The following is a 23,682-nucleotide window of genomic DNA, read 5'->3' as shown; positions in this document are numbered from 1 at the left end:
CGTCGGCCGAGGTGCGGTGCACGGAGGAGTCGGTCAGATGCGCGGTCGCGCGGGCCGCGATCTGCAGACCGGTGCCCTTGATCTCGTACGCCTCGGGGACAGCTGGTACCGCGACCTGCACACCGCCGGCGGCGGGCGGGGCCGGGTACACCGGCACGGGCGGTCCGGCAGGCGTGCCGACCGCCGGATCGGGGGTCAGGAGCAGCGCGTCGGCCTCGCCGGCCTGCGTCGCCGCCTCCGCGTGGAGGTGGGACAGCGGCGGGCGGGCGCCGGTGCGCCATACGGTCGCGAAGTGGCGGAGGTACTCCGGGGTCGCCGGGTCCCCCCGGCGCGGGGCCGGGGCGACCCTGCCGTAGAGGAGCGGGCCCGGGCCCAGGGACAGGAGGCCGGGGGCGGTCCGCAGGTGTTGCCACAGCTCCGGGTCCGCGACCAGGTCCGCCACCACCGTCGTCGTTCCCGGCCGGCGCGTCGCGAGCTCCGCCGCGAGCCAGTGCCAGGGCAGCCCCGTGTACCGCAGCGTCGTCGGTGTGCTGCGCGCCAGCGCCAGGTGCGGCAGGTGCTGGCGCCGGTCGAGTTGGAGCTGGCCCGCGAGGTAGACGGCCAGCGGCCCCGGCGTCGCCGCCGCCGCCCGAAGGCGCGTCAGCACGGTCTGCGGGTCCAGCGGGTCGGCCAGTTCGACGACCGTCGCCACCGGCGTGCCGGTCAGCGCGCTCGGCGGCACCGCCGCCAGGGCGGGCAGCACGGAGGCCGCGTCCACCGCTCGTCCCCGCCCTGCCGGGGCCGCCGCGAGCAGCACCGCCGTACCCACCGTGTTCACCTCGTCGTTCACCACACCAGCACCGTAACCTTCCCACCGCCCCTTATCGTTATCACCCCGATGGCCGATAATCGGCGGGCCTTTGGCATATGCCAGAAGCACCACCGTATCGAGTGTTGCCAAATCCCTTACGGGCTCTCCCCGCCTGTGCAACAGTCGTATCCGGGCCTTGTTCCACCGCTCGCCCGCGCCGCGCCTGTATCGGAGTACGACATGCCGTCCCATCTGTTCGCGGACCGTCCCGCCCAGCCGCCGGAGCCCGGCATGGTGGACGCGTTGATCTCGCAGACCCGCCGTCTGCGCGGTGACGTGGACGCCGTACGCCGGGACGCCGTACTGGACGAGGACGACCCGAAGAACCGCTGGCAGCGCGCCCTGTGCGACCTGGCCGTGCATCAACTCGACGACCTCGGCGCGCACTTGGGCCAGCTCAAGGCCGGCCTCCCGGAGGAGCCCGCCGTCCTGCCCGGCGCCGATCCGGTCGAGGTCGAAGCCGCGTCCGACCCCGGCGCCGCCTACGGCGACCCCGCCCCCGCGCGCACCGGCTCCCTGCTGAGCCGCGTCGGCAGCGCCGAGTGGAATCTGCTCAACGACGAGGTCAGCTGGTCCGAGGAGCTGTACCAGATCTTCGGCCGGACCCCGGAGAGCGGTCCGATGTCGCTGGACGAACTCCCCTCGATGGTCTTCGCCGAGGACCAGCCCGTGCTCCAGGCGATGGTGACGGACTGTCTGATCGACGGTAAGCCGATCGACGGCGAGTTCCGGATCGTCCGCACCGACGGCCGGGTCCGCACCCTCCACATGATGGGCGAGCCGGTCCTCGACGCCGACGGCTGCACGGCCTCGATGTGGGCCGTTTTACGCGATGTCAGCGAACTGCGCCGCAGCGAGCGGGCGGTCCGCGAGTCCCGTGACAGCCTGCAGCGCCGCCGCCACATCGAGCGCACCGAGCGCCGGGTCGCCGTGGAGCTCCAGGAGGCCGTCCTGCCTCCGTGGCGCGGTTCCCTGAGCTTCGCCCACGGCGGCCCGGGTGCCCCGCTCGACGTGGCGGGCCACTACCTGCCGGCCGCGTCGACCGGTCTTATCGGCGGCGACTGGTACGACGCACTCGCGCTCCCGGACGGGGACGCGCTGCTGACGGTCGGCGACCTCACCGGACACGGTGTCTCCGCCACCTCCTCGATGGCCATGCTCCTCGGCGCGCTGCGCGGGATGGCCGTGGCCGGAATCCGCCCCGGCGCCCTGATGGGCCATCTCAACCAGCTGCTCGAGACCTCCGTCCAGCCGGCCCTGGGCAGCGCGATGTGCTGCCGCTACGAGCCGGCGAGCCAGACGCTCTCCTGGGCACAGGCAGGACACCCCGCCCCCCTGCTCTTCCGCAACGGGACGGGGCGCGCTCTGAAACGACCCGACGGTGTGCTCCTGGGTGCGACGGCCGGGGCCGTGTACGAGGAGGCCGAGATCAGGCTCCTCCCCGGCGATCTCCTGATGCTGCACACGGACGGGCTGACCCGCCGCGGCGGCATGGACGACTCGGGCGCGGAGCGCCTGCTCGCGCTGGCGCCACGACTGGCCGGTGCGCGGGACGCGCAGGAGTGCGTGCGGTCGGTGGTGGAGGAGTTCGGCGAGGCACCGCGTGAGGACGACGCCTGCGTGATGGTGGTCCGGGTGGGCCAGTAGGAGGGGCGGGGACGCCGCTCAGGAGGGCATACCGGCAGAGCCGGTGTGCCCTTTCTCGTGCGTACGGGGTGGTGCTGCCGAGCCCCGACCGGCTCAGATCGAGCCGGTCCTCGGTCGCTTCGCGGCGGGCTTGGGCAGCGCGAGCTCGATCTCCTCACGCAGGTCCTCGATCTGGGCGTAGCCGGCGTACTGCCCGGTCAGCCGGTACATCTCGCGCAGCCGGTCCCAGGTCCGGTGGGAGGACGTCTCGCCCATGGAGACCAGGGCGAGCCGGGCGTACCGGTCGGCCTGTTCCGGGTCGTCGGCGATGAAGCAGGCCGAGGCGAGCGAGATGTAGTCGAAGAGCTTGGAGCGGTTGTGGCCGCTGCGGCGCAGCTCGAGCGCCAGCTTGGCGTGGCGCTGCGCCGGGACGGCGGCGGAGGGGTCGTGCTCGGCGAGGGTGCGGTAGGCGAGGGCCTGCATCCCGTGCATGTCGGCGTCGTCGAAGTTCTGCATCCAGCTCGGCGGTGGCACGTCCGAGCGGTCGGAGACGAAGAGGTCCTCGGCCTCGCCGAGGGTGCGGCGCATGGCCTGCCCCTTGCCCATGGACGCCTGCGCCCAGGCCTCGATGGTGTGCAGCATCGCCTGGGTGCGCGGCAACACTTCCTCGCCGGAGCCCGACTTGGCGAGCTTCATCAGGTCGAGGGCGTCGTCGGGACGGCCGAGGTGGACCATCTGGCGCGCGGCCCGGGACAGCGCCTCACCGGCGCGCGGCCGGTCGCCACCCTCACGGGCCGCGTGGGCGGCGATGACGAAGTACTTCTGGGCGGTGGGTTCGAGGCCGACGTCGTGGGACATCCACCCTGCGAGCACGGCCAGGTTGGCGGCGACGCCCCAGAGGCGCCGCTGGAGGTGGTCGGGGTGGTGGTAGGCGAGCATGCCGCCCACTTCGTTCAACTGGCCTACGACCGCCTTGCGTTGGAGTCCGCCGCCGCGGGAGGCGTCCCAGGCGCGGAAGACCTCCACCGAGCGCTCCAGAGCCTCGATCTCCTCCGACCCGATGGGGGCGGCCTCGTAGCGGTCGAACCCAGCGGGGTCGGCGTGGAGGGGATCGTTGGCGCGGGGGGCTTGCGCGGCGGCGCGTGCGGGGTCGGTGTGGAGCCAGTCGTGCATGGCGCTGGTGAGTGCGGAGCCGGCGGCGAGCACGGCGCCCGCGCCCATCAGGCCGCGTCGGTTGAGCATGAGGTCCATTCCCGTGAATTCGGTGAGGACCGCTGCCGTACGCTCGGGCGCCCAGGGCAGCCCGTCAGGGTTGTCGGTGTTCCTGACGTTCTGCCGTTTCCCGGCGCGCCCGCGTCGTACGAACCCGAGGTCCTCGATGGTCACGACACGGCCGAGTCGCTCGGTGAACAGTGCAGCCAGCACCCGGGGGACCGGATCGCGCGGGGTCTCCCCCATGTCGATCCATCGCCTCACCCGTGAGGTGTCGGTCGACAGTTGCGGATGGCCCATGGCCGCCGCCTGCCGGTTGACGAGCCTCGCGAGCTCTCCCTTGGACCAGCCGGCGAGGCCGAAGAGGTCTGCCAGGCGGGTGTTGGTCTGTCCAGTCACGTCTAAGCCCCCAGGTTCTCGGCTGAGTTGACAGTAACCCCCTGTCATAGGGCTGGCGACTATTCGCCAGGCTTCGCCAGGGTGCGCCCGATGTTCCGCCACCCGCGCCCGGGTGTCAGGTAGGAACGCGCCACCCCGCCCCGGTAACCGGCCCTCATTCCCCAGGGTGCGGACCGGAGGCCGGGCGGGGCGACGCATGCAACTCGTCGGCACACGAAGGGATCTGTCTCCCCATGTACACAGCATCGTCCTCCGTGTCCGCCCCGCCCCGGCCGCAGCACCGTTCCGTGCCGGCCGGCAGCGGACCGTATCTCGCCCCCGTCTCCCCCGCGGGCCGGGCGCGGCGCTGGCCGGGCAGTACCGCCCAGGCGCCCAGCGGGAGAATCGACCTGTCGGGCCCTCAGGGGGCCCAGGTGAGGATGGCGATCGCGTCCGTCCACCGGATCTGCCCGGAGTTCAACCCGGTGCAGGTGCTGCGGCGCAGCGGCCGTTCCGTACTGATCGTCGGGACGACCGGACGGACCACCGCGGTCGCCAAGTGTTTACTGGACCACTCCCCCGCGTGGGTCGAGCGGTTCCAGCACGAAATAGCTTCCTACCGCTCGTTCGTCCGGCACCGCCCGCCGGTGCGTGCCCCGCGGCTGATCGCGGCGGACCCGGACAACTGCACGCTGGTGATCGAGCGGATGCCCGGACGGGCGGCGGCGTTGACGCGCCATCCCGTGGAGGCCCCGCCCCGCGCGGATCTGCGCGCGGCGCTCGGCGCGATCGCCCGGCTCAATGCCTGGCGGCCGCCGGCCGGCACCTTCGACGCTCCGCTCGACTACGGTTCGCGGATCGCGCGCTACCACGAGCTGGGCCTGTTCACCGATCGCGACCGGGACGACCTGCAGAAGCTGCTGCACGGTCTTGCGCATGCCGGCGGACGCCAGGGCATGGGCCAGTTCTGTCACGGCGACGCCTTGCTCTCCAACATCCTGCTCTCCCCCACGGGGCCGGTCCTGGTCGACTGGGAGCATGCGGGCTGGTATCTGCCCGGGTACGACCTGGCGACGATGTGGGCGGTGCTCGGTGACGCGCCGTTGGCGCGGCGGCAGATCAGTCAGCTCGCCCAGCAGGCGGGAGCGGCGTCCCGGGACGCCTTCCTGGTGAACCTGATGATCGTGCTGACGCGGGAGATCCGTACGTACGAGACGGCGGTGCAGCGCACCATCAAGGAGGCTCCGCCCGCCGGTTCGGTTCCCGTCCCCTCCGGCGCGGTCTCGCCCGGCGAGGAGCAGCGGCTGCTGTTGCGGCGGCTGCACGACGACTGCGCCATGGCACGGCGGGCCGTGCGCGCCGCGGTCGGTACCAGGTGACTGCACGCCGACCGAGCCGACGGGGGTGATGCGCCGCGCACCCGGTGCCGACACACCGGGGCGCGGCGTTCGTGCTCGCGCCGGCAGTCGCCTCATTGGTCCATTCCACTGACGCGCCGCAGGCCCGCGCACCGCCGCCGCGAAACTCCGCGACATGCCCCCTGACATGGGAAATCCCATGGAGTGAGGGGTGATTGACGGATCGTCCGGAAGCCGATACCCCTGTACGGGTTCGGCCCCGCACGCCCCCTCATCACCCCCGTTCCTGGAGGCTGCCTTGCACCGTTCCGCGTCGCACAGACGGGTCGCCCGGACGGTGGGCGCCGTGGCGTCCGCCGCTCTGCTGTTCCCCCTTCTCTCGGCCGCCCCATCGGCCACCGCCGACCCGCTGGAATCCGACTCGCTCCAGCGCCAGTTCGCCGCAGCGGCCGAGCGCCAGGGTGTGCCGCAGAGCGTGCTGCTCGCTGTGTCGTACCTCCAGTCTCGGTGGGATGCCCACGGTGGGGCGCCGAGTGTGACCGGGGGCTACGGTCCGATGCATCTCACGGACGCGGTGACGGCGCTGGCCCAGGCCCCGCACCACTCGCACGGCGAGGAGGACGCTCGGGGCGACGACTCCCGTGCGCCACGCCACGGAACGGCGGAAGGGGTAGCGCTGCCGACGGCGGCCGAGCTGCCGGCCCGCCTCAGGACGCTTGACCGGGCCGCGGAGCTGTCGGGGATTCCGGCGGAGGAGCTGCGGAGCAGTACCGCCGCGAACATCGAGGGCGGGGCCGCGCTGCTCGCCGCCGCCCAGCGCGCGTCGGGCCGGCCGCTGAGCTCCGACCCGGCCGACTGGTACGGGGCGGTGGCGACGTACTCCGGCGCCGACGACAGCGCGACGGCGGCGACGTATGCCGACGACGTGTACGACGTGATCCGCGGCGGTGAGACCCGAACGACCGACAGCGGGCAGGTCGTCACGCTCGCGGCCGACCCGGACCTGGCGCCCGCGAGGGAGCAGGTGGCCGCACTCGGACTGCGCACGGCGGACGCGGGGCGGACCGAATGCCCGAAGACGGTCGCCTGCGAGTGGATCCCCGCACCGTACGAGGAGTTCGGGGACGGCGACTACGGCAACCACGACAAGGCGAACCGGCCCGCGTCCCAGTCGATCGAGTACATCGTCGTGCACGACACCGAGGCGACGTGGGACGTCACCCTCAAGCTCGTGCAGGACCCGACGTACGTCTCCTGGCAGTACTCGCTGCGCTCCTCCGACGGGCACATCGCGCAGCACCTGCCGCTGAAGGACGTCGGCTGGCACGCGGGCAACTGGTTCGTGAACGCCAAGTCGGTCGGCCTGGAGCACGAGGGCTTCCTGACCGCCCCGGACTCCTGGTACACGGAGGCGATGTACCGGACCTCGGCCCGCCTGGTCCGGTACCTGGCACAGCGTTACGACATCCCGCTCGACCGGCAGCACATCCTCGGCCACGACAACGTGCCGGGCACGGTCACCTCGACGATCCGCGGGATGCACACCGACCCGGGGCCGTACTGGGACTGGGCCCACTACTTCCAGCTGCTCGGCCGGCCGTTCACGCCGAGCGCGGGTCCGAACGCGGGTGTGGTGACGATCCGTCCGGAGTACACCGCGCACCAGCCGGTGTACACGGGGTGTGTGAAGGCGGGAGAGGCGTGCGCTCCGCACGGCAGCGGTGCCGTCCGGCTGCACACGGCGCCGAGCGCCGACGCGCCCCTGGTGAAGGACATCGGTCTGCGGCCCGGCGGCCAGGACTCGACGACCGGCGTCAACGACACCGGGGCGCGGGCCTCGACGGGCCAGCAGTACGCGGTGGCGGAGCGGAGCGGCGACTGGACGGCGATCTGGTACCTCGGCCAGAAGGCCTGGTTCCACAACCCGCAGGAGCGGCCGACGGCGGTGAACGCGCGGGGCTGGGTACTGACCCCGAAGGACGGGGCGACGGAGATCCCGGTGTACGGGCGTGCCTATCCGGAGGCCTCGGCGTATCCGGCGGGTGTTCCGGTCCAGGCGGTGTCGCCGCTGCCGTACAAGCTGCTCGCGGGCCAGTCGTACGTGGTGGGTGATCGCACCCCGGGCGAGTACTACTTCGCGCCGGTGTTCGACACCACCGGGCACCGGGTCGTTCGGGGCCAGGAGGAGTACTACGAGATCCAGTTCGGCCACCGGGTGGCTTTCGTGAAGGCGTCCGACGTGCGGGTTTCCCGCGCCTGAGCACGATGTCGGCCATGCCCTGAGGGGTGTCGCCGGGCTCGCGGCCCGGCGACACCCCCGTGACGTTCGTACGACTAATTTCGAGGTCGCGTGGCCGGCAGGGGCGAGGGGTAAGGCTGGGCCGGACACCGCCCACGCTCACCGGAAGGCCCCGTACGCATGGCTCAGCCCTTCGTTCTGCCGGATTTCTATGTCCCGTATCCGGCGCGGCTCAACCCCCATGTGGAGGCCGCCCGCACCCACACGCGGGAGTGGGCGCGGGCGATGGGGATGCTGGAGGGCTCCGGCATCTGGGAGGAGCACGACCTCGAGTCCCACGACTACGCGCTGCTCTGCTCGTACACCCACCCCGACTGCGACGCCGAGGTGCTGTCCCTGGTCACCGACTGGTACACCTGGGTCTTCTTCTTCGACGACCACTTCCTGGAGGTCTTCAAGCGCACCCAGGACCGGCCGGGCAGCAAGGCGTACCTGGACCGGCTGCCGCTCTTCATGCCGAGGGACCCGTCGGCGGCGATGCCGGAGCCGACCAATCCGGTGGAGGCCGGACTCGCGGATCTGTGGACGCGGACCGTCCCGGCGATGTCCCCGGCATGGCGGGAACGATTCTCCGAGTCCACCGAGGCGCTGCTTTACGAGTCCCTGTGGGAGCTCGACAACATCAACGAGGGGCGGATCGCCAACCCCGTCGAGTACATCGAGATGCGTCGCAAGGTGGGTGGCGCCCCCTGGTCGGCGGGGCTCGTCGAGTACGCGGCCGGTGCCGAGGTCCCCGAGCAGGTGGCGCACTCCCGTCCGCTGCGCGTGCTGCGCGACGCCTTCTCCGACGCGGTGCATCTGCGCAACGACCTCTTCTCGTACCAGCGGGAGGTCGAGGACGAGGGCGAGAACAGCAACGGCGTCCTCGTCCTGGAGAAGTTCCTCGGGTGCACGACCCAGGAGGCGGCCGAGGCCGTCAACGACCTGCTGACCTCACGGCTGCAGCAGTTCGAGAACACGGCGCTCACCGAAGTTCCGGGCCTCTGCCTGGAGAAGGGGCTGAGACCCGAGGAGTGCGCGGCCGTCGCGCTGTACGCGAAGGGGCTGCAGGACTGGCAGTCCGGCGGGCACGAGTGGCACATGCGCTCCAGCCGCTATATGAACCAGGGCCTGGACACCGGGCCTTCGCGGCTCGACGGGGTGCTCGGCACCTCCGCGCTCGACATCCGCACCCTCTTCGGCCGCCCCGCCGCCTCGCGACTGCGCGCACTGACGCACATGCCGCACCAGAAGGTGGGGCCCTCGCTGCTGCCCGAGTTCGACCTGCCGTACGCGCTGTCCCTCAGCCCGCACCACCGGGAGGCGCAGCGGCTCTCGGTGGACTGGGCGGAGCGGATGGGGCTCCTGGACGACATCTGGGACCGGCCGACGCTGGAGGGCTTCGACTTCGCTCTCTGCTCGGCGGGCATCGACCCGGACGCCACCATGGAGGAGCTGGAGCTGAGCGCCGAGTGGCTGACGTGGGGCACGTACGCGGACGACTACTACCCGCTGGTCTTCGGCCGGCCGCGCAACCTGATCGGCGCCAAGGAGTGCACGGAGCGCCTCAAGTCCCTGACGCCGGTGGACGATCCGGCCGCCGGGCAGGCGTTCGCGGTCGGCCCGCTGGAATGCTCGCTGGCCGACCTCTGGGCCCGCACCGCCGATCCGATGGGGACGGAAGCCAGGGAGCAGCTGCGGACCGCACTCCACGCGATGCTGGACAGCTGGATGTGGGAGCTGCACAACCAGGCCCAGCACCGGGTGCCCGACCCGGTGGACTACATCGAGATGCGGCGCACGACCTTCGGCTCGGAGCTGACGATGCTGCTCTGCCGGTTGCGTCGCTCCGACGTACTGCCTCCCGAGATCTACCGCACGGGCACGGTCCGCAGTCTGGAGAGTTCCGCCGCGGACTACGCTGCCCTGCTCAACGACCTGGTCTCGTACCAGAAGGAGATCGAGGTCGAGGGCGAGATGCACAACGGCGTGCTGGTGCTGCAGAAGTTCTTCGACTGCGACTATCCGACGGCCGTGTCGATGGTCGACGACCTGATGCGCGGCCGGCTCCGCCAGTTCGAGCATGTGAAGCAGCACGAACTGCCCATGCTGTACGAGGACTTCGCACTGGACGCGGCAGGGCGCGCCGCCTTCGAGGCGTACGTACGGGAGTTGGAGGACTGGCTCGCCGGGGTCCTCCACTGGCACGGGGCCGTGCGCCGGTACGGATCCGGTGACGTCCGCTCCGGCAGTGGTACGGCGCTGGCGCGGATGGGCCCGACGGGGCTCGGGACGTCGGCCGCGCGGGTGGCCGCACTGTTCGCTCCGTAACGGCCGGGCTGGACGCGGCCGCTTCAGGAGGTGCGGCCGCGCAGCTCGTCCAGTTCGCGGCGCTCGCGCTTCGTCGGCCGGCCGGCGCCGCGCTCGCGGACGCCGGCGAGGGCCACATGCTCGCGCGGGGGCGGCGGCGGGCTGTTGTCGACGTACGCCTCGGCGGCGACGGGCGGGCCGACCCGCTTGGTGAGGAGCTGCTTGACCTCGACGATCCGTTCCCGGCCGCCGTGGAAGAGCCGCACCTCGTCGCCGGGCTTCACCGGCTGGGCGGGCTTGGCGCGCTCGCCGTTCACCTTGACGTGTCCGGCCCGGCAGGCCGCGGCGGCCTGGGAGCGGGTCTTGGTGAGGCGGACCGCCCAGATCCAGCTGTCGACGCGTGCGCTCATCGGCCCCCGCCCTCCGTCAGCCCTGCTGGAAGAGCTCGGCGGGCAGCGGCTTGAGGAGCGCGTACAGGTCGTCGGTGATAGGCCGGTCCCAACTGGCGATCGTCACCAGGACGTTGTCGCTGCGGTCGAACTGCACGCAGGAGATCCGGCTCTCGGAGAGCTTGATGCGGCGCACGATCAGCAGGTTGTCGCCCTGCATCACCGGCATGTCCTCGGTGTCGAGGACCTCGACCGGCTCGTCGTTCTCCAGGGCCGCGAGGAGCTGTGCGACCTCGAAGGGGATCTGGCCGTCGGCGAGCTCGCGGGCCGGGGAGCCCTCCGGCAGATTGCCGATGATCATCGCGGGGCCGCGGCCGCCGAACAGGTCGTAGCGCAGGAAGACGCCCTGGCAGCTGCCGTCGGGGGCGGGCAGCAGACCGGCGCCGAGGTTGCCGGGCCAGTCCCCCGGGTCCATGGCCAGGACGTCGAAGTCCGGGCCCGCGGGTGTGGCGGCGCTGCGGCGGCGGAGGAAGGACATACGGCCATGGTACGTGCCCCGGCGCGCGATGCGACGCGCCGGGGCGGGTCCGGTTGACGGGTCCGGCGACACGCCCGGCCGGGTCCTGCGGCGGGCCGGCGGTTCAGCCGGGCCGGCCGCTCCCGTGGGGCTCCGGGCCGGTGTTCCGGAGGGCCTGGGCGAGGCCGGAGCGGTCGGTGCCGAGCTTGCGGTAGACGGCGGACAGGAGCAGGGTCACGGCGGACGCGTCGACGCCCAGGGCGGCCGCCGCGTCCTCGCCACGGACGGTGAGCTCGGCGGCGGTGCTCTCACGCGCGGTGAGCGTGTCCGTGCCCGCCGAGTGGAGGGTGCGGGGCCGGAGCCCTGCGGCGGTGAGCTCGGCGCGGGCCTCCTCCCCGAGGCCGTCCGCGCCGCAGGTCTGGGCCGCCTCCAGACCTCGGTAGAGGTACTCGGCGCCCTCGTCCGTCCGGCCGGTGCGGCGCAGCGCGGCGCCGAGGGCGACGAGGGAGCGCGCCAGCTCGTACGCGGCGGGCGACCGCTCCAGCCAGTCGACGGACTCCTCCAGGAGCTTGACGCGCTCGTCGCCGCCGGTGACCTCCGCGGTCACGCGCAGCGCCTGGCCGATCGCGGAGGGCGCGCCGTACTGGCGGGCCCGGGCGACGGCGTCGAGGGCGGTGTCGCGGGCCCGCTCGGGGGTCTCCCGTGCCTCGGCGAGGGCGAGGTGGAGCTGCCAGGGGCACCAGGCGGGGTTGCGCATGCCGCGCGGGTCCAGGCGGCGGCCGACGGCGGCCAGCTCGGCGGCGGCCTCCTCGGTGCGCCCCCTGGCCAGGAGCAGTTCGGCGTGGACGGTCTGGGAGTCGGGGAAGGTCACCGCGGCGGGGAACGGCTCGCCGAAGTCGTGCGTGCGGGCGATCCGGTCGGCCTCCTCGACGCGCCCGCGGGCCAGCAGCACCTCGATCATCACGCCGACGGCGTACCACTGGGCCGGGGTACGGGGTCCGACGCGCTCGGCGAGTCGCAGTCCCGCGCGGACGAAGTCCTCGGCCTCGACGAGCCGGCCGCGCCGGTAGCGGATGTACCCGAGGAGGGTGTACGCGAAGGAGAGATGCGCGCCGCGCCAGCCCTGGCGCTCGAACTCGGCGGTGCCGGCCGCGAAGAGCTCCTCGGCGCGGCCGGGCCGGTCGGCGTAGAGGAAGGTGAGCGCCACCAGGACCGGCACCTCGAAGCCACGGCTCTCGTCGGCCCAGCTGAGGCCGCCCTCCAGGGCGCGCTCGGCGTGGCCGACCGCGACGGCGGAGGGTTCGGCGCGCACGGTGGCGTCCCAGGCGCGCAGGCCGATGACGTACCGCTCGGTGAGGTCGCGGCCGGTGAGCCGGTCGGCGAGCCGGGCGAGTCGGCGGGAGCGGGCGGGCGAGTCGGGTTCGTCGGCGCGGAAGGCGTCCCACATGAACTTCTCGGCCTGCATACGGAGCCGGCTGCGCGCGTCGGTGGTGAGCTGGGACTCGCGGCCGAGGAGCTCGGAGGCCTCCACGAGCCGGTCGCTGTGGGCGAGGACCTGGGAGAGCCGGTAGACGATGCCGTGGCGCAGGGCGGGGTCGGGGACGGGCTCCGCCAGGGCGGCGCGCAGATGGTTGACGGTGGTGGCGGGCTCGGTGAGCAGGGAGGCGCTGCCGAGCTCGAAGAGGACGGCGGCCCGCTCGTCGTCGGCGGGCGGTTCGCGCAGGGCGCGGGCGAGGAAGCGGCGGGCCGCGTCGGGGGCGCCGGCGCGCAGGGTCTCGCCGGCGGCGGCGCGCAGATGGCCGACGACCCACGGGTCGCCTTCGGGGTGGGTCTCCAGAAGGTGGCGGGCGGCGGCGGTGGAGCCGAGTCCGGCGTCGATGACGCACCAGGCGGCCTGGCCGTGCAGCGCGACGCGGGCGCCGTCGGGGATGGCCTTGTAGACGGCGGTGGCGATCAGCGGGTGGACGAACTCGAGGGTCTCGGTGCCGGCCAGGATGCGGGCGTCGCGCAGCCGCTCGGCGCACTCGGCCACGGCCTCGCCGCCGAGACCGGCGACCGCGCCGGCGAGCTGCGGGGAGATCTCGGTGCCGAGGACGGCGCAGGCCCAGGCGAGGCGGACGGTGGCGGTGCCGAGACGTTCGAGGCGCGCGGCGAGTCCGCTGCCCTTGGCCGCGGCGGCGAGATCGCGGAGCTCGTGGGCGCCCTCCGCGGTGGGTTCGAGGCCGCGGTCGCGGACCTTGGCGGCGAGTTCGACGGCTTCGAAGGGGTTGCCGGAGGTGACGGCCCAGCACTCCCGGCAGAAGGTGTCGTCGGCGTGGGCGCCGACCCGGTCGCGGACCAGACGGGCGATGGCGGCGGAGGTGAGCGGTTCGAGCCCGAGGGGCCGCTGCCCCGATCGCCTGCCGGTGAACTCCTCTCCGGAGTCGGGGAGTTCGTCGGGGCGGTAAGCGACGACGAGGAGCATCGGCAGGTCCTCGGCGCGGGGTGCGAAGGCGGAGAGCCAGCCGAGGGACTCGGGGTCGGCCCAGTGGGCGTCGTCGAGGACGACGACGAGCGGCGCGCGCCGGATCGCGAGGTGGGTCAGGACCCAGTCGAGTCCGTCGCGCAGGCCCTGCGGGTCGGGCGGCGCGCCGTCGGCGGCCGTGCACAGTCCGAGGGCGGGGCCGACGATGTCGTACCAACTCCCCAGCTGCGCACGGAGTTCGGTGTCGGAGGCGGCGGCGAGCTGGGGCTGCAGCAGCTGTCGGGCGACATGGAACGCGACCTGCTGTTCCTGGTCGCCACCCCGCGCGGACAGCACGGCACACCCCTTGGCCGAGGCGCGTCGCCGGATCTCGGCGAGCAGGGTGGTCTTCCCGAGCCCGGCGGGGGCGGCATAGGCGAGCACGCCGCCGCGCGGCCCCCGTGCGGCCGGCGCGGGGTCCGGCCCCGTCGCCCCGCGCGGCGCGCTCGCGCCGCCGTGGCGCCCGGTCTGCCGTCCGGCGGCTCGCCCCTGGTGCGGAAGGCCGATGCGATCCGCCGCGCCCCTCAGGAGGCGGAGCGGAGGGCCGGTCGCCTCCCCGGCCTCGGCGTTCTCGCGCGGGAGCGGGACCCGCTCGGCCGAGGCGGACGCACCCGGCCACGGGTCGTCGCCACCGAGACCCGTCAGCATGTTCAACGCCTCTTCGGCTGCCGCGAGTTCGGCCTCGCGCTCGAAGAGGCCGAAGCCCCGGCGGCCCGCTCCGCCGCTCTGCACTGTCACGTTCCACCCCCACGCCGGGGGCGCACACCCGGCGCGCGCGGATGAGTGCGGCCGGGCCGATGGCCCCGCGAAGACCCCAGCGTACGCCCGTGAGCGCCCCCTGGGACCCTTAGCGGGAAGACCGGGACGATCGCTCCGCGAGACGCCGCAACAGGGCCAACGCCTCGTCCGCGCGGGCGTGTTCGACGAAGAGGTGGTCGTGGTGGAATCCGGCCACGACGTTGCAGCTCAGGCCGGCTTGGGCGAGTTCGTGGGAGACGGCCGCGGTGAGTCCGACGGCGTCGAGCGCGGAGTGGACCCGCAGCGTGATCCAGCCGGCCACGTAGTCGTACGCCAGGGAGGCCGCATCGGCCTCTTCCTGGCGTACGACCAGGGTGAGCCCCTCGGGCTCGGCGATGGTGACGACCGGGGCGACGCCCGCCGGAGCGGGGCCGTCCACGGTGGCGAAGACATAGCGGCCGGGGTTCAGTTCCGGCCGCATCCCGGCGACGAGCCGGGCCAGATCACGCTCTGCACTCATGATCACCAGCCTAGGGCGGGTGGGGTCACGGGCAGCGACGACAGCGCGTCAGGTCAGGTCGAACTCACCTTCGCGCGCGTTGACCACGAACGCCCGCCACTCGGCCGGGGTGAAGATCAGTGACGGCGCCTCGGGCCGTCCACCGTTGCGCATCGCGATGAAGCCCTCGACGAAGGCGATCTGGACGTCTCCCGCGCCCTGGCTGCTCGACCGCCAGTCGGCCTCGCTGAGGTCGAGTTCCGGCTTGTCCCAGCCCGCGAAGGCGTGCTGGGTGGTGGTGCTCTCCGCCACGTCCGTGCTCCTCCCGCATCCCGCAACATCGTCGTCCGGGGCTCAGAGTAGCGAGCGGCACCGGGCGCCGACAGACCTCAGACCGCCGGTGGCCGGTCCCCCACGAGCCACATGGAGAAGAACTGCGCGCCCCCTCCGTACGCGTGTCCGAGCGCCCTTCGCGCCCCGTCCACCTGGTGTTCGCCCGCCTGCCCCCGCACCTGCAGCGCGGCCTCCGCGAAGCGGATCATCCCGGAAGCGCCGATGGGGTTGGTGGAGAGCACGCCGCCCGAAGGGTTCACCGGCAGGTCACCGTCGAGTTCGGTGACCCCTGCCTCGGTGAGCTTCCAGCCCTCGCCCTCCTCCGCGAAGCCCAGGTTCTCCAGCCACATCGGCTCGTACCAGGAGAACGGCACATACATCTCGACGGCGTCGATCTCCCGGCGCGGATCGGTGACGCCCGCCTGCCGGTAGACGTCGGCGGCGCAGTCCTTGCCGGCCTGCGGCGAGACGAAGTCCTTGCCCGCGAAGAGCGTGGGCTCGCTGCGCATCGCCCCGCCGTGCACCCAGGCGGGCGGCCGGGGCGAACGCTCCGCGCCCGCACGGTCGGTGAGGACCATCGCGCAGGCGCCGTCGGAGGACGGGCAGGTCTCCGAGTAACGGATCGGGTCCCAGAGCATCGGCGACGCCTGCACCTTCTCCAGAGTGATGTCGTGCTCGTGGAGATGCGCGTAGGGGTTCTTCAGCGCGTTGCGCCGGTCCTTGTACGCGACGAGGGAGCCGACGGTGTCGGGGGCGCCGGTGCGGCGCATGTAGGCCCGTACGTGCGGGGCGAAGAAGCCGCCCGCCCCCGCGAGCAGCGGCTGCTGGAACGGGACGGGCAGGGACAGGCCCCACATGGCGTTCGATTCGGACTGTTTCTCGAAGGCGAGGGTGAGGACCGTGCGGTGGACGCGGGCGGAGACCAGGTTCGCGGCGACGAGCGCCGTGGACCCGCCGACCGAACCGGCGGTGTGGACGCGGAGCATCGGTTTGCCCACCGCGCCGAGGGCGTCCGCGAGGTACAGCTCCGGCATCATCACGCCCTCGAAGAAGTCCGGCGCCTTGCCGATGACGACGGCGTCGATGTCCGCCCAGGTCAGCTCGGCGTCCTGAAGGGCGCGCAGGGCGGCCTCGCGGACGAGTCCGGCGATCGAGACGTCGTGGCGGGCGGCGACGTGCTTGGTCTGGCCGATCCCGACGATCGCCACGGGCTCTTTAGGCACGGGAGTCCCCTTCCAGGACGGCGACCAGGTTCTGTTGCAGACAGGGGCCGGAGGTGGCGTGGGCGAGGGCGCGGTCGGAGGCGCCGCGGTGGATGCGGGCGGCGGCCTCGCCGAGCCGGATCAGGCCGGCGGCCATCATCGGGTTGGCGGCGAGCGCTCCGCCGGACGGGTTGACCCTCACGCTCTCGTCGAGGTCGAGGGCTCGGCGGAGCACGACCTCCTGGGAGCTGAAGGGCGCGTGGAGTTCGGCGGTGTCGACCGGCCGCTCGAAGGCGCCGGCGCGTTCGGCGGCGAGCCGGGTGGACGGCGAGTCGGTGAGGTCGCGCACGCCGAGGGAGTGGGCCTCGATCCGGTGGTCCATGCCGCGGATCCAGGCGGGGCGGGCGCAGAGTTCGCGAGCCCGGTCTCCTGCCGCGAGGATCACGGCGGCGGCTCCGTCCCCGACGGGCGGGCAGTCGCCGGTGCGCAGCGGACCGACGACGTACTCGCCCTGGGGGCGGGCGCCGGGCACCTGGGCGTGCGGGTTGGCGCTCGCGTCCTCGCGGCTGCGGGTGGCGATCGAGGCCAGAGCCGGCTCGTCGGTGTGGCCCGCGTCGATGAGCGCCCGCGCCTGGAGGGCGGCGAGGGCGACGGAGTCGGGCCAGAGCGGGGCGACGTAGTAGGGGTCGAGCTGCCGGGTGAGGACGTCGCGTACGGAGCCGGGCGAGGACTTCCCGTAGGAGTAGACGAGCGCGGTGTCGGCCTCGCCGGTCAGGAGTTTCACCCAGGCCTCGTAGAGCGCCCAGGCGCCGTCCATCTCGACGTGCGACTCGGAGATCGGGGGCCAGGCGCCGACACCGTCGAGGGCCATGGTGAAGGAGAACGCGCGGCCGGCGAGGTAGTCGGAGGAGCCGGAGCAGGTGAAGCCGATGTCGGAGGTCTTCAGGCCGGTCTGCCGCAGCACGTCGTGCAGCACGGGCATGACCATCTCGACCTCGGAGAGCTCGTCCGTGCGCCGTCGGTGGTCGGTCTGGGCGAAGGCGACGATCGCCACCTCTCGGTCCGGCGTCACAGCAGCTCCTTGTACGTGTCGTAGTCGGCGTCGGGCTCGCCGGAGGGCCGGTAGTGGTCGGGGTAGCGGCCGCCCTCGCTCCACACGGGTTCGACGCGCAGTCCCATGCGGACCTGGTCGTACGGGATGCCGCCGATCCGGCCGTGGAGGGCGAGCCCGGCGCCGTCGAGGGCGATGTGGGCGTAGACGTAGGGCACTTCGATGTCGAGGCCGCGCGCCTTGATGTTGACGATGCAGAAGGTGGTGACGGTGCCGCGGGGGCCGACCTCGACCCGTTCGGTCGTGGCGACTCCGCAGGTGGGGCAGGCACCGCGGGGCGGCACGTACACCTTGGTGCACGAAGGGCAGCGCTCGCCGACGGTCCTGTTGTCGGCCAGCGCCTGGAGATAGCCGGTCTGGGCGCGGCCTGGGCTGTACGTGTAGTCGAGACGGGCGGGCGCGACGATGCCGGTGACGGGGTCGGTGAAGGTCCCGTCGTGCTCGTGCGGCTCCTGTCCGGGGGTGCTCTCGTACGGCTCGAAGCAGGCGATGTCCGTGATGGCACCGGCCCGTTCGGCGGCCCAGCGGATCCGGACCCGCATCCCGGTGCGGACGGCCTCGGGGCCGGGCGCGTCGAGGGCGTGCAGCAGGGCGGTGTCGGCGCCGTCGAGCCGGACCAGGACCCAGGCGAAGGGGGTGGAGAGGGGTTGTCCGGGGCGTGGTTCGGGGTTCCAGGCCCAGGTGGTGACGGTGCCGGTGGCGCCGATCTCGACGAGATCGCGGAGTTCGGCGGCGGTCTCGGGGTCGTACTCGACGGGCGGCACGAGCACGCGCCCGTCACCGGCCCGCACCCCGAGCACGGTCCGCTCGCGCAGTCCGGTGAGAAACGCGGACTGGACGGGGCTGAGGGAGCGGGTGAAGGGGAACTCGACGACGAGCGGGGCGCTGAGGGTTTCCGGTACGGGGGCGGCTGTCATGAGCGGGGCTCCTTGGCTCCTTGGTCGGGGGGCTGCGGGTGCGAGTGCGAGCGGGGCCGCGGGTGCGAGCGGGGCCGCTGCGCGGGGCCTTCTCCCCACCCCGCCCCTTCCCGAACTGGGGCTCCGCCCCAGACCCCGCGCCTCAAACGCCGGCGAGGCTGAATGTTCCGCCCAGGGGCGGAATTTCAGCCCGTCCGGCGTTTGAGGACACGGCTGAAGGCCGTACGGGGTCTGGGGGCTTGCCCCCAGTTCGGGAAGGGGCGGGGTGGGGAAAGGTCACTCCCGGCGGTACACCGGCGGCCGTTTCTCCGCGAAGGCGCGCGCGCCCTCCTTCGCGTCCGCCGTGCCGAAGATCGGCCAGCCGCGCTTCAGCTCCGCCGCCAGCCCCTCCGTCTCGGTCATCTCCGCGGTCTCGTACACCGACGCCTTCACGGCCTCGACGGCGAGCGGACCGCAGGCGTTGATCTGCTCGGCGACCGCCAGGGCCGCCTCCAGCGTCGTGCCGTCGGGGACGACGCGGCCGACGAGTCCGATGCGGGCGGCCTCCTCGGCGCTGTACGGGCGCCCGGTGAGCAGCATTTCCAGCGCGTGGGTGCGGGCGATCTGGCGCGGCAGCCGGACGGTCGACCCGCCGATCGGGAACAGACCGCGTTTCACCTCGAAGAGCCCGAACGTCGCGGAGGAGCCCGCGATCCTGATGTCGGTGCCCTGGAGGATCTCGGTGCCGCCGGCGACGCAGTAGCCCTCGACGGCGGCGATGACCGGCTTGCGCGGACGGTGGTGGCGCAGCATCGCCTTCCAGTGGAGATCGGGGTCGGCCTGCATGCGGTCCCGGTACTGCTCGCCCTCCATGCCCTTGCCCGCGAGGGCCTTGAGGTCCATCCCGGCGCAGAACGAGCCGCCCGCCCCGGTCAGGACGACGGAGCGGATCGTGTCGTCGGCATCGGCCTCCAGCCAGCCGTCGTAGAGCCCCACCAGCATGGGCAGTGAGAGCGCGTTCTTGGCCTCCGGCCGGTTGAGTGTGAGCACGAGTGTGGCGCCTTCGCGCTGCACGGTGAGGTGTTCGGTCCCACCCATGGACGTCCTCCCGTCTCCAGACCTGGAACAGGTTGCAGGAGGTGCGCGTCCAGTTCAATAGTTTTCTGACACTCAGTCAGATTCTTCTGCGCGACCCCTTCCCACCACCGCCCGGCGGCGCTCTAATGACCGCCTCGGGCCGGTGCAGGCCAGGACGACCAGCGGAGTCAGGAGGAACGGTGGAGTACAACCTTGCCGACCTGTTCGAGTCGGTCGTCGACGTGGTGCCGGACCGTGAGGCGCTCGTGTACGTCGACCACCCCGGTACGGGGGCCGAGCGCCGGCTCACGTACGCGGAGCTGGACACCGCCGCCAACCGCCTCGCCCACCATCTGATCGACTCCGGCATCCGGCCGGGCGAGCATCTGGGCCTGCATCTGTACAACGGCATCGAGTATCTGCAGACCGTCCTGGCCTGCCTGAAGGCGCGGATCGTGCCGGTCAACGTGAACTACCGGTACGTGGAGGAGGAGCTGGTCTACCTCTACCGGGACGCCGATCTGGCCGCACTCGTCTTCGACGCCGAGTTCACCGAACGGGTCGCGGCCACGCTGCCGCAGACGGAGAAGCTGCGGCACCTCGTGCGGGTGGGGACCCTGCCCGAGGGAGCCCCGGCCCTGGCCTGCGTACCGTTCGCCGAGGCGGAAGAGGCCGGATCACCGGAGCGCGGGTTCGCGGATCGCTCCGCCGACGACCTCTTCATCATCTACACGGGCGGTACGACGGGGATGCCGAAGGGCGTCATGTGGCGCCAGGAGGACCTCTTCTTCGCCGGGCTCTTCGGCGGCGACCCGGCCGGCGAGCCGGTCAAGCGCCCCGAGGAGCTGGCCGAGCGCGTCGCGGCGGGCGGCGCCGGGATCACCTTCTTCCCCGCTCCCCCGCTGATGCACGGCACGTCGACGCTGACCTCGTTCATCGCCTTCAACTACGGGCAGCGGGTCGTCATCCACCGCAAGTACGTGCCCGAGGAGGTGCTCCGCACCATCGAGAAGGAGAAGGTCTCCAGCGTGTCGCTGGTGGGCGACGCCATGCTCAGGCCGCTGATCGACGCGCTGCACGGCCCGCTCAAGGGCACGGACCTCTCCTCCCTGTTCAGCGTCTCCTCGTCCGGGGCGATCATGTCGGAGACGGTGCGGGCACAGTTCCAGGCGCTCGTGCCGAACGTACTGCTCCTGAACAACTTCGGCTCCTCCGAGTCCGGGTCCAACGGCAAGGCGACGGACGACTCGGGCCCGGAGAAGGGCTTCCGCCTGGAGGTCAACGAGCGGACGCGGGTCGTGGACCCGGCGACGTACGCGGAGGTCGGGGTCGGCGAAGTGGGGCGCCTCGCCCAGCGCGGCCATGTGCCGCTCGGCTACTACAACGACCCGGCGAAGACGGCCGAGACCTTCTTCCAGAAGGGCGACGAGCGGTGGGTGCTGCTCGGCGACATGGCCACCGTCGACGAGGACGGCATCGTCACGGTCCTCGGGCGCGGCTCCCAGTGCATCAACACCGGCGGCGAGAAGGTCTACCCGGAGGAGGTCGAGCAGGCGCTCAAGTCCCATCCGGACGTGTACGACGCGCTGGTGGCCGGGGTCCCCGACGCGAAGTGGGGCAACCACGTGGCGGCCGTGGTCCAGCTGCGCACCGGGGCACCCGCCCTCGACCTGGAGACCGTCCAGACCCACTGCAGGACTCGGCTCGCCGGATACAAGATCCCCCGCCAGCTGGTGATCACCGACCGGATCGAGCGCTCCCCGAGCGGCAAGGCGGACTACCGCTGGGCCCGGTCGGTGGCGGCGGCCGAGGACGTCCGCACGCCCACGCCGCCCGGGGCGAGCTGACTCGACCGGCGGAGGAAGACCGGGTTCATGCGGAAGCCCGGGGCGCCCGGGAGTCGGCCGGCCACTCCGTCCGCGTCAACTATTCGGCAAGCAGACCACCGACCCGCCGCGGGAGCGCCTAGATCCCGAACTCCCGCAGGGCGGCGAGGAACTCTTCCGGCCGGGACGTGTGGATCTCGTGCCCCGTCTCGACCGTGAGGAGGTGGCTCTCGGGCAGCCGGTCCGCCATCCAGGACAGTCGCTCCTGGGCGAGGTGGCTGTTCTGGCCGCCGGCCAGGATCAGGGTCGGGGCGGTGATCGCCGCCAGGCCCTCGCGCCAGGCGGGGTCCGGCTCGTTCAGTTGGGCGTCGGTCGCGAGCACGACGTCCCAGTCCAGACCGAGGGGCCCTTCGGGGCGGGCGGCGTGGCCGCGCGGCGGATCGAGCGGGAAGAAGACGGGCGCCTCCTCCAGGACGAGGCGGCCGATCAGGCCCGGCTCGTCCATGGCCAGGAGGTAGGCCGCGGCGCCGCCCATCGAGTGGGCGACCACATCGGCGCCGACGAGGTCGAGCTCCTTCATGAACCCCCGCAGCTCGTCGCGGAACACGTCGAATCCGTAGGGGCCCGTCCAGTCGCTCAGGCCGTGGCCGCGCAGGTCGACGGCGTACACGCGGCGGTCGGTGGCCAGCTCCTCGGCGATCCGCGCCCAGTCGGCGCCGTTCCCGCCGCGGCCGTGGACCAGCACGACGGGCCCGGCGTCGGCCTCGCCCCACACCCGGTACGCGAGGCGGACCCCGTCCACGGTGACCGTGCGGACCTCCGGGTCCAGGAAGGCGGCGATCGGGCGGACGAAGGCGCCCGCGTCGTCGACCCACGGGAAGTGCCCCGCGCCGCGCTGGACGACGAGCTCGGCGTGCGCGAAGAGCTCCGCCAGCTCGGCGGCCCGCGCCGGGGTCGGCCCGCCGTCGTACTCCCCCGCGAGGATCAGGACCGGTGCGGTGAGGGCGGTCAGCGCGGCCCTGGTCTCCTCGGGCTCGAAGGCGCCGTCGGCGTAGTAGGCGGCCGCGGCGTCCCAGTGGGCCTCGTCGGTGACCGCCGCCGCGTGTGCCTGGGCGGCCTCGTCCCACCGGCCGTAGGCGAAGGGGGAGACGATCTCCATGACGCGCTCCATGGGCGTCTCGGGGCCGATCGTCGCGACGGCGGCCCGCGCCGCCGGGTACCAGGGCTGGTCTGCGTGCACCTCGACCGCCTCGTCCCACTCCTCGTCCGTGACGTCGATGCCCACGGCGCGCACGCCCGGGGTGACCAGGACGAGGGAGCGCACCCGCTCGGGGTGGGCGGCGGCGTACAGCGTGGCCAGGTTCCCGGTCGCGGAGTGGCCGAGCAGATCGATCCGCTCCAGACCGAGGTGGAGGCGGAGTGCCTCGACGTCCGCGACCTGCCGGTCGCAGCGGTACGAAGCGGGGTCGGCGGGCTCGGCGCTCGCGCCGGTGCCGCGCAGATCGAGCACGATCAGGCTGCGGTGCGCGCCGAGCCCGCCGAGGTCGCCGAGGTAGGCGGCGTCGCGCATCGGTCCCCCGGGCAGGCAGATGAGCGGCTCTCCCTCCCCCTGTACGTCATAGGCGAGTTCGGTTCCGTCGTACGTCGTGAACGTGGGCATGGCGCCGATCCTCGACGGATGCCGATGATCTTCGCAACAGGTTTCGCCGTGGGCGCGATACGGTGGGGCTCTCTCCCCCTGCGACGAAGGAACCGCACCACCATGCCCGAGACCCTCCGGGGCGACTGCGCCAACTGCTTCGGGCTGTGCTGCGTCGCCCTCCCGTTCGCCAAGTCCGCGGACTTCGCCGTGAACAAGGCCTCCGGCGAGCCGTGCCGGAACCTCCAGGAGGACTTCCGCTGCGGCATCCACACCAAGCTGCGGCCGAGCGGGTTCTCGGGCTGCACGGTGTACGACTGCTTCGGCGCCGGCCAGAAGGTCTCCCAGGTCACCTTCGGCGGGGTCTCCTGGCGCGAGGCCCCGGAGACCTCGCGCCAGATGTACGAGGTGTTTCCCGTGATGCGCCAGCTCCACGAGCTGCTCCGCTATCTCACCGAGGCCCTCGCCCTCTCCGCGGCCCGCCCGCTCCACGGCGAGCTGCGGCAGGCCCTGGCCCGGGTGGAGGCCCTGACGGAAGGCACCGCGGAGTCGCTGGAGAAGCTGGACGTGGCCGCGGTCCGGGGCGAGGTCAACCCGCTCCTCCTGAAGACCAGCGCGCTGGTGCGGACCACGGCGGGCGGCAAGGCGAAGAGCCGCCGTGGCGCCGATCTGATCGGGGCCCGGCTGCGCGGGGCGAAGCTGCGGGGCGCGGACCTGCGCGGTGCGCTGCTGATCGCGGCCGATCTGACGGGCGCCGATCTGTCCCTCGCCGACCTGATCGGCGCCGACCTGCGCGACGCCGATCTGTCCGGCGCGGACCTCACCGGCGCGCTGTTCCTCACCCAGCCCCAGCTGAACGCGGCCCGCGGCGACGCGACGACCCGCCTCCCGGCCGGCTTCGAGCGGCCGGCCCACTGGGCGCGCCCCTGAAGCCTGGCCG

The 23,682-nt window shown here is 72.8% G+C and carries 17 protein-coding genes and 1 pseudogene; 6 read left to right on the top strand and 12 right to left on the bottom strand.

The window, feature by feature from the left end; all coding sequences use genetic code 11:
* Positions 1 to 832 (bottom strand): annotated as a pseudogene (locus ABZ939_RS25910) (hypothetical protein); the annotation flags it as partial.
* Between the two features lie 198 nt (positions 833 to 1,030).
* Here ABZ939_RS25910 and ABZ939_RS25905 point away from each other — a divergent pair.
* Positions 1,031 to 2,497: a SpoIIE family protein phosphatase gene (locus ABZ939_RS25905; RefSeq protein ID WP_361859673.1), complete on the top strand. Its 1,467-nt coding sequence runs from the start codon at positions 1,031 to 1,033 to the stop codon at positions 2,495 to 2,497.
* Between the two features lie 93 nt (positions 2,498 to 2,590).
* On the opposite strand, the gene ABZ939_RS25900 is transcribed toward ABZ939_RS25905, so the two are convergent.
* A complete protein-coding gene (locus tag ABZ939_RS25900; protein WP_361859670.1) occupies positions 2,591 to 4,087 on the bottom strand; it encodes a hypothetical protein in 1,497 nt (498 codons plus the stop codon).
* Between the two features lie 233 nt (positions 4,088 to 4,320).
* On the opposite strand from ABZ939_RS25900, the gene ABZ939_RS25895 reads away from it, so the two are divergent.
* The 3 genes from ABZ939_RS25895 to ABZ939_RS25885 all read left to right on the top strand — a co-directional run bounded on the left by ABZ939_RS25895 (position 4,321) and on the right by ABZ939_RS25885 (position 10,033).
* Positions 4,321 to 5,445 carry an aminoglycoside phosphotransferase family protein gene (locus tag ABZ939_RS25895; protein ID WP_361859668.1) on the top strand — a complete coding sequence of 375 codons (1,125 nt, stop codon included), beginning with the start codon at positions 4,321 to 4,323 and terminating at the stop codon, positions 5,443 to 5,445.
* A gap of 316 nt (positions 5,446 to 5,761) precedes the next feature.
* A complete protein-coding gene (locus ABZ939_RS25890; protein WP_361859700.1) occupies positions 5,762 to 7,684 on the top strand; it encodes an N-acetylmuramoyl-L-alanine amidase in 1,923 nt (640 codons plus the stop codon).
* 159 nt (positions 7,685 to 7,843) lie between these two features.
* Positions 7,844 to 10,033 (top strand): terpene synthase family protein, encoded by a 2,190-nt coding sequence (locus ABZ939_RS25885; protein ID WP_361859665.1) that lies wholly within the window; start codon positions 7,844 to 7,846, stop codon positions 10,031 to 10,033.
* Positions 10,034 to 10,056: 23 nt separating this feature from the next.
* Here the strand turns inward: ABZ939_RS25885 and ABZ939_RS25880 are convergent, their stop codons facing one another.
* The 9 genes from ABZ939_RS25880 to ABZ939_RS25840 all read right to left on the bottom strand — a co-directional run bounded on the left by ABZ939_RS25880 (position 10,057) and on the right by ABZ939_RS25840 (position 19,298).
* On the bottom strand, positions 10,057 to 10,422 hold the full coding sequence (locus ABZ939_RS25880; protein WP_361859662.1) for an RNA-binding S4 domain-containing protein: 366 nt from the start codon (positions 10,420 to 10,422) through the stop codon (positions 10,057 to 10,059).
* A gap of 16 nt (positions 10,423 to 10,438) precedes the next feature.
* Complete coding sequence (locus ABZ939_RS25875) at positions 10,439 to 10,939, bottom strand: hypothetical protein (protein WP_329124203.1); 501 nt, start codon at positions 10,937 to 10,939, stop codon at positions 10,439 to 10,441.
* Positions 10,940 to 11,042: 103 nt separating this feature from the next.
* Entirely contained in the window at positions 11,043 to 14,159 is a 3,117-nt protein-coding gene (locus ABZ939_RS25870; protein WP_361859659.1) for an AAA family ATPase, read from the bottom strand.
* Between the two features lie 109 nt (positions 14,160 to 14,268).
* A complete protein-coding gene (locus tag ABZ939_RS25865; protein WP_361859656.1) occupies positions 14,269 to 14,679 on the bottom strand; it encodes an ACT domain-containing protein in 411 nt (136 codons plus the stop codon).
* A gap of 48 nt (positions 14,680 to 14,727) precedes the next feature.
* Complete coding sequence (locus ABZ939_RS25860) at positions 14,728 to 14,970, bottom strand: DUF397 domain-containing protein (protein ID WP_361859653.1); 243 nt, start codon at positions 14,968 to 14,970, stop codon at positions 14,728 to 14,730.
* Positions 14,971 to 15,047: 77 nt separating this feature from the next.
* Entirely contained in the window at positions 15,048 to 16,214 is a 1,167-nt protein-coding gene (locus ABZ939_RS25855; RefSeq protein WP_361859650.1) for a thiolase domain-containing protein, read from the bottom strand.
* On the bottom strand, positions 16,207 to 17,265 hold the full coding sequence (locus ABZ939_RS25850; protein WP_361859647.1) for a thiolase domain-containing protein: 1,059 nt from the start codon (positions 17,263 to 17,265) through the stop codon (positions 16,207 to 16,209). Before ABZ939_RS25850 ends, ABZ939_RS25855 begins: the two co-directional genes overlap by 8 nt.
* The gene (locus tag ABZ939_RS25845; protein ID WP_361859644.1) at positions 17,262 to 18,221 is read right to left on the bottom strand and encodes an OB-fold domain-containing protein; all 960 of its coding nucleotides are present in this window, start codon (positions 18,219 to 18,221) and stop codon (positions 17,262 to 17,264) included. Before ABZ939_RS25845 ends, ABZ939_RS25850 begins: the two co-directional genes overlap by 4 nt.
* 276 nt (positions 18,222 to 18,497) lie before the next feature.
* Entirely contained in the window at positions 18,498 to 19,298 is an 801-nt protein-coding gene (locus ABZ939_RS25840; RefSeq protein WP_361859641.1) for a crotonase/enoyl-CoA hydratase family protein, read from the bottom strand.
* Between the two features lie 179 nt (positions 19,299 to 19,477).
* Here ABZ939_RS25840 and ABZ939_RS25835 point away from each other — a divergent pair, with 179 nt between their 5' ends.
* Positions 19,478 to 21,124 carry an acyl-CoA synthetase gene (locus tag ABZ939_RS25835; protein ID WP_361859638.1) on the top strand — a complete coding sequence of 549 codons (1,647 nt, stop codon included), beginning with the start codon at positions 19,478 to 19,480 and terminating at the stop codon, positions 21,122 to 21,124.
* Between the two features lie 118 nt (positions 21,125 to 21,242).
* On the opposite strand, the gene ABZ939_RS25830 is transcribed toward ABZ939_RS25835, so the two are convergent.
* The gene (locus tag ABZ939_RS25830; RefSeq protein ID WP_361859635.1) at positions 21,243 to 22,763 is read right to left on the bottom strand and encodes an alpha/beta fold hydrolase; all 1,521 of its coding nucleotides are present in this window, start codon (positions 22,761 to 22,763) and stop codon (positions 21,243 to 21,245) included.
* Positions 22,764 to 22,865: 102 nt separating this feature from the next.
* Between ABZ939_RS25830 and ABZ939_RS25825 the strand changes: the two genes are divergently transcribed.
* Positions 22,866 to 23,672: a pentapeptide repeat-containing protein gene (locus ABZ939_RS25825; RefSeq protein ID WP_361859632.1), complete on the top strand. Its 807-nt coding sequence runs from the start codon at positions 22,866 to 22,868 to the stop codon at positions 23,670 to 23,672.
* Positions 23,673 to 23,682: the final 10 nt, after the last annotated feature.

Source organism: Streptomyces sp. NPDC046712, from assembly GCF_040645695.1.
In the GTDB taxonomy this organism is placed as follows: domain Bacteria; phylum Actinomycetota; class Actinomycetes; order Streptomycetales; family Streptomycetaceae; genus Streptomyces.
The sequence above is the reverse complement of the archived record's forward strand: the minus strand, read 5'-3'. Positions and strand labels throughout refer to the sequence as shown.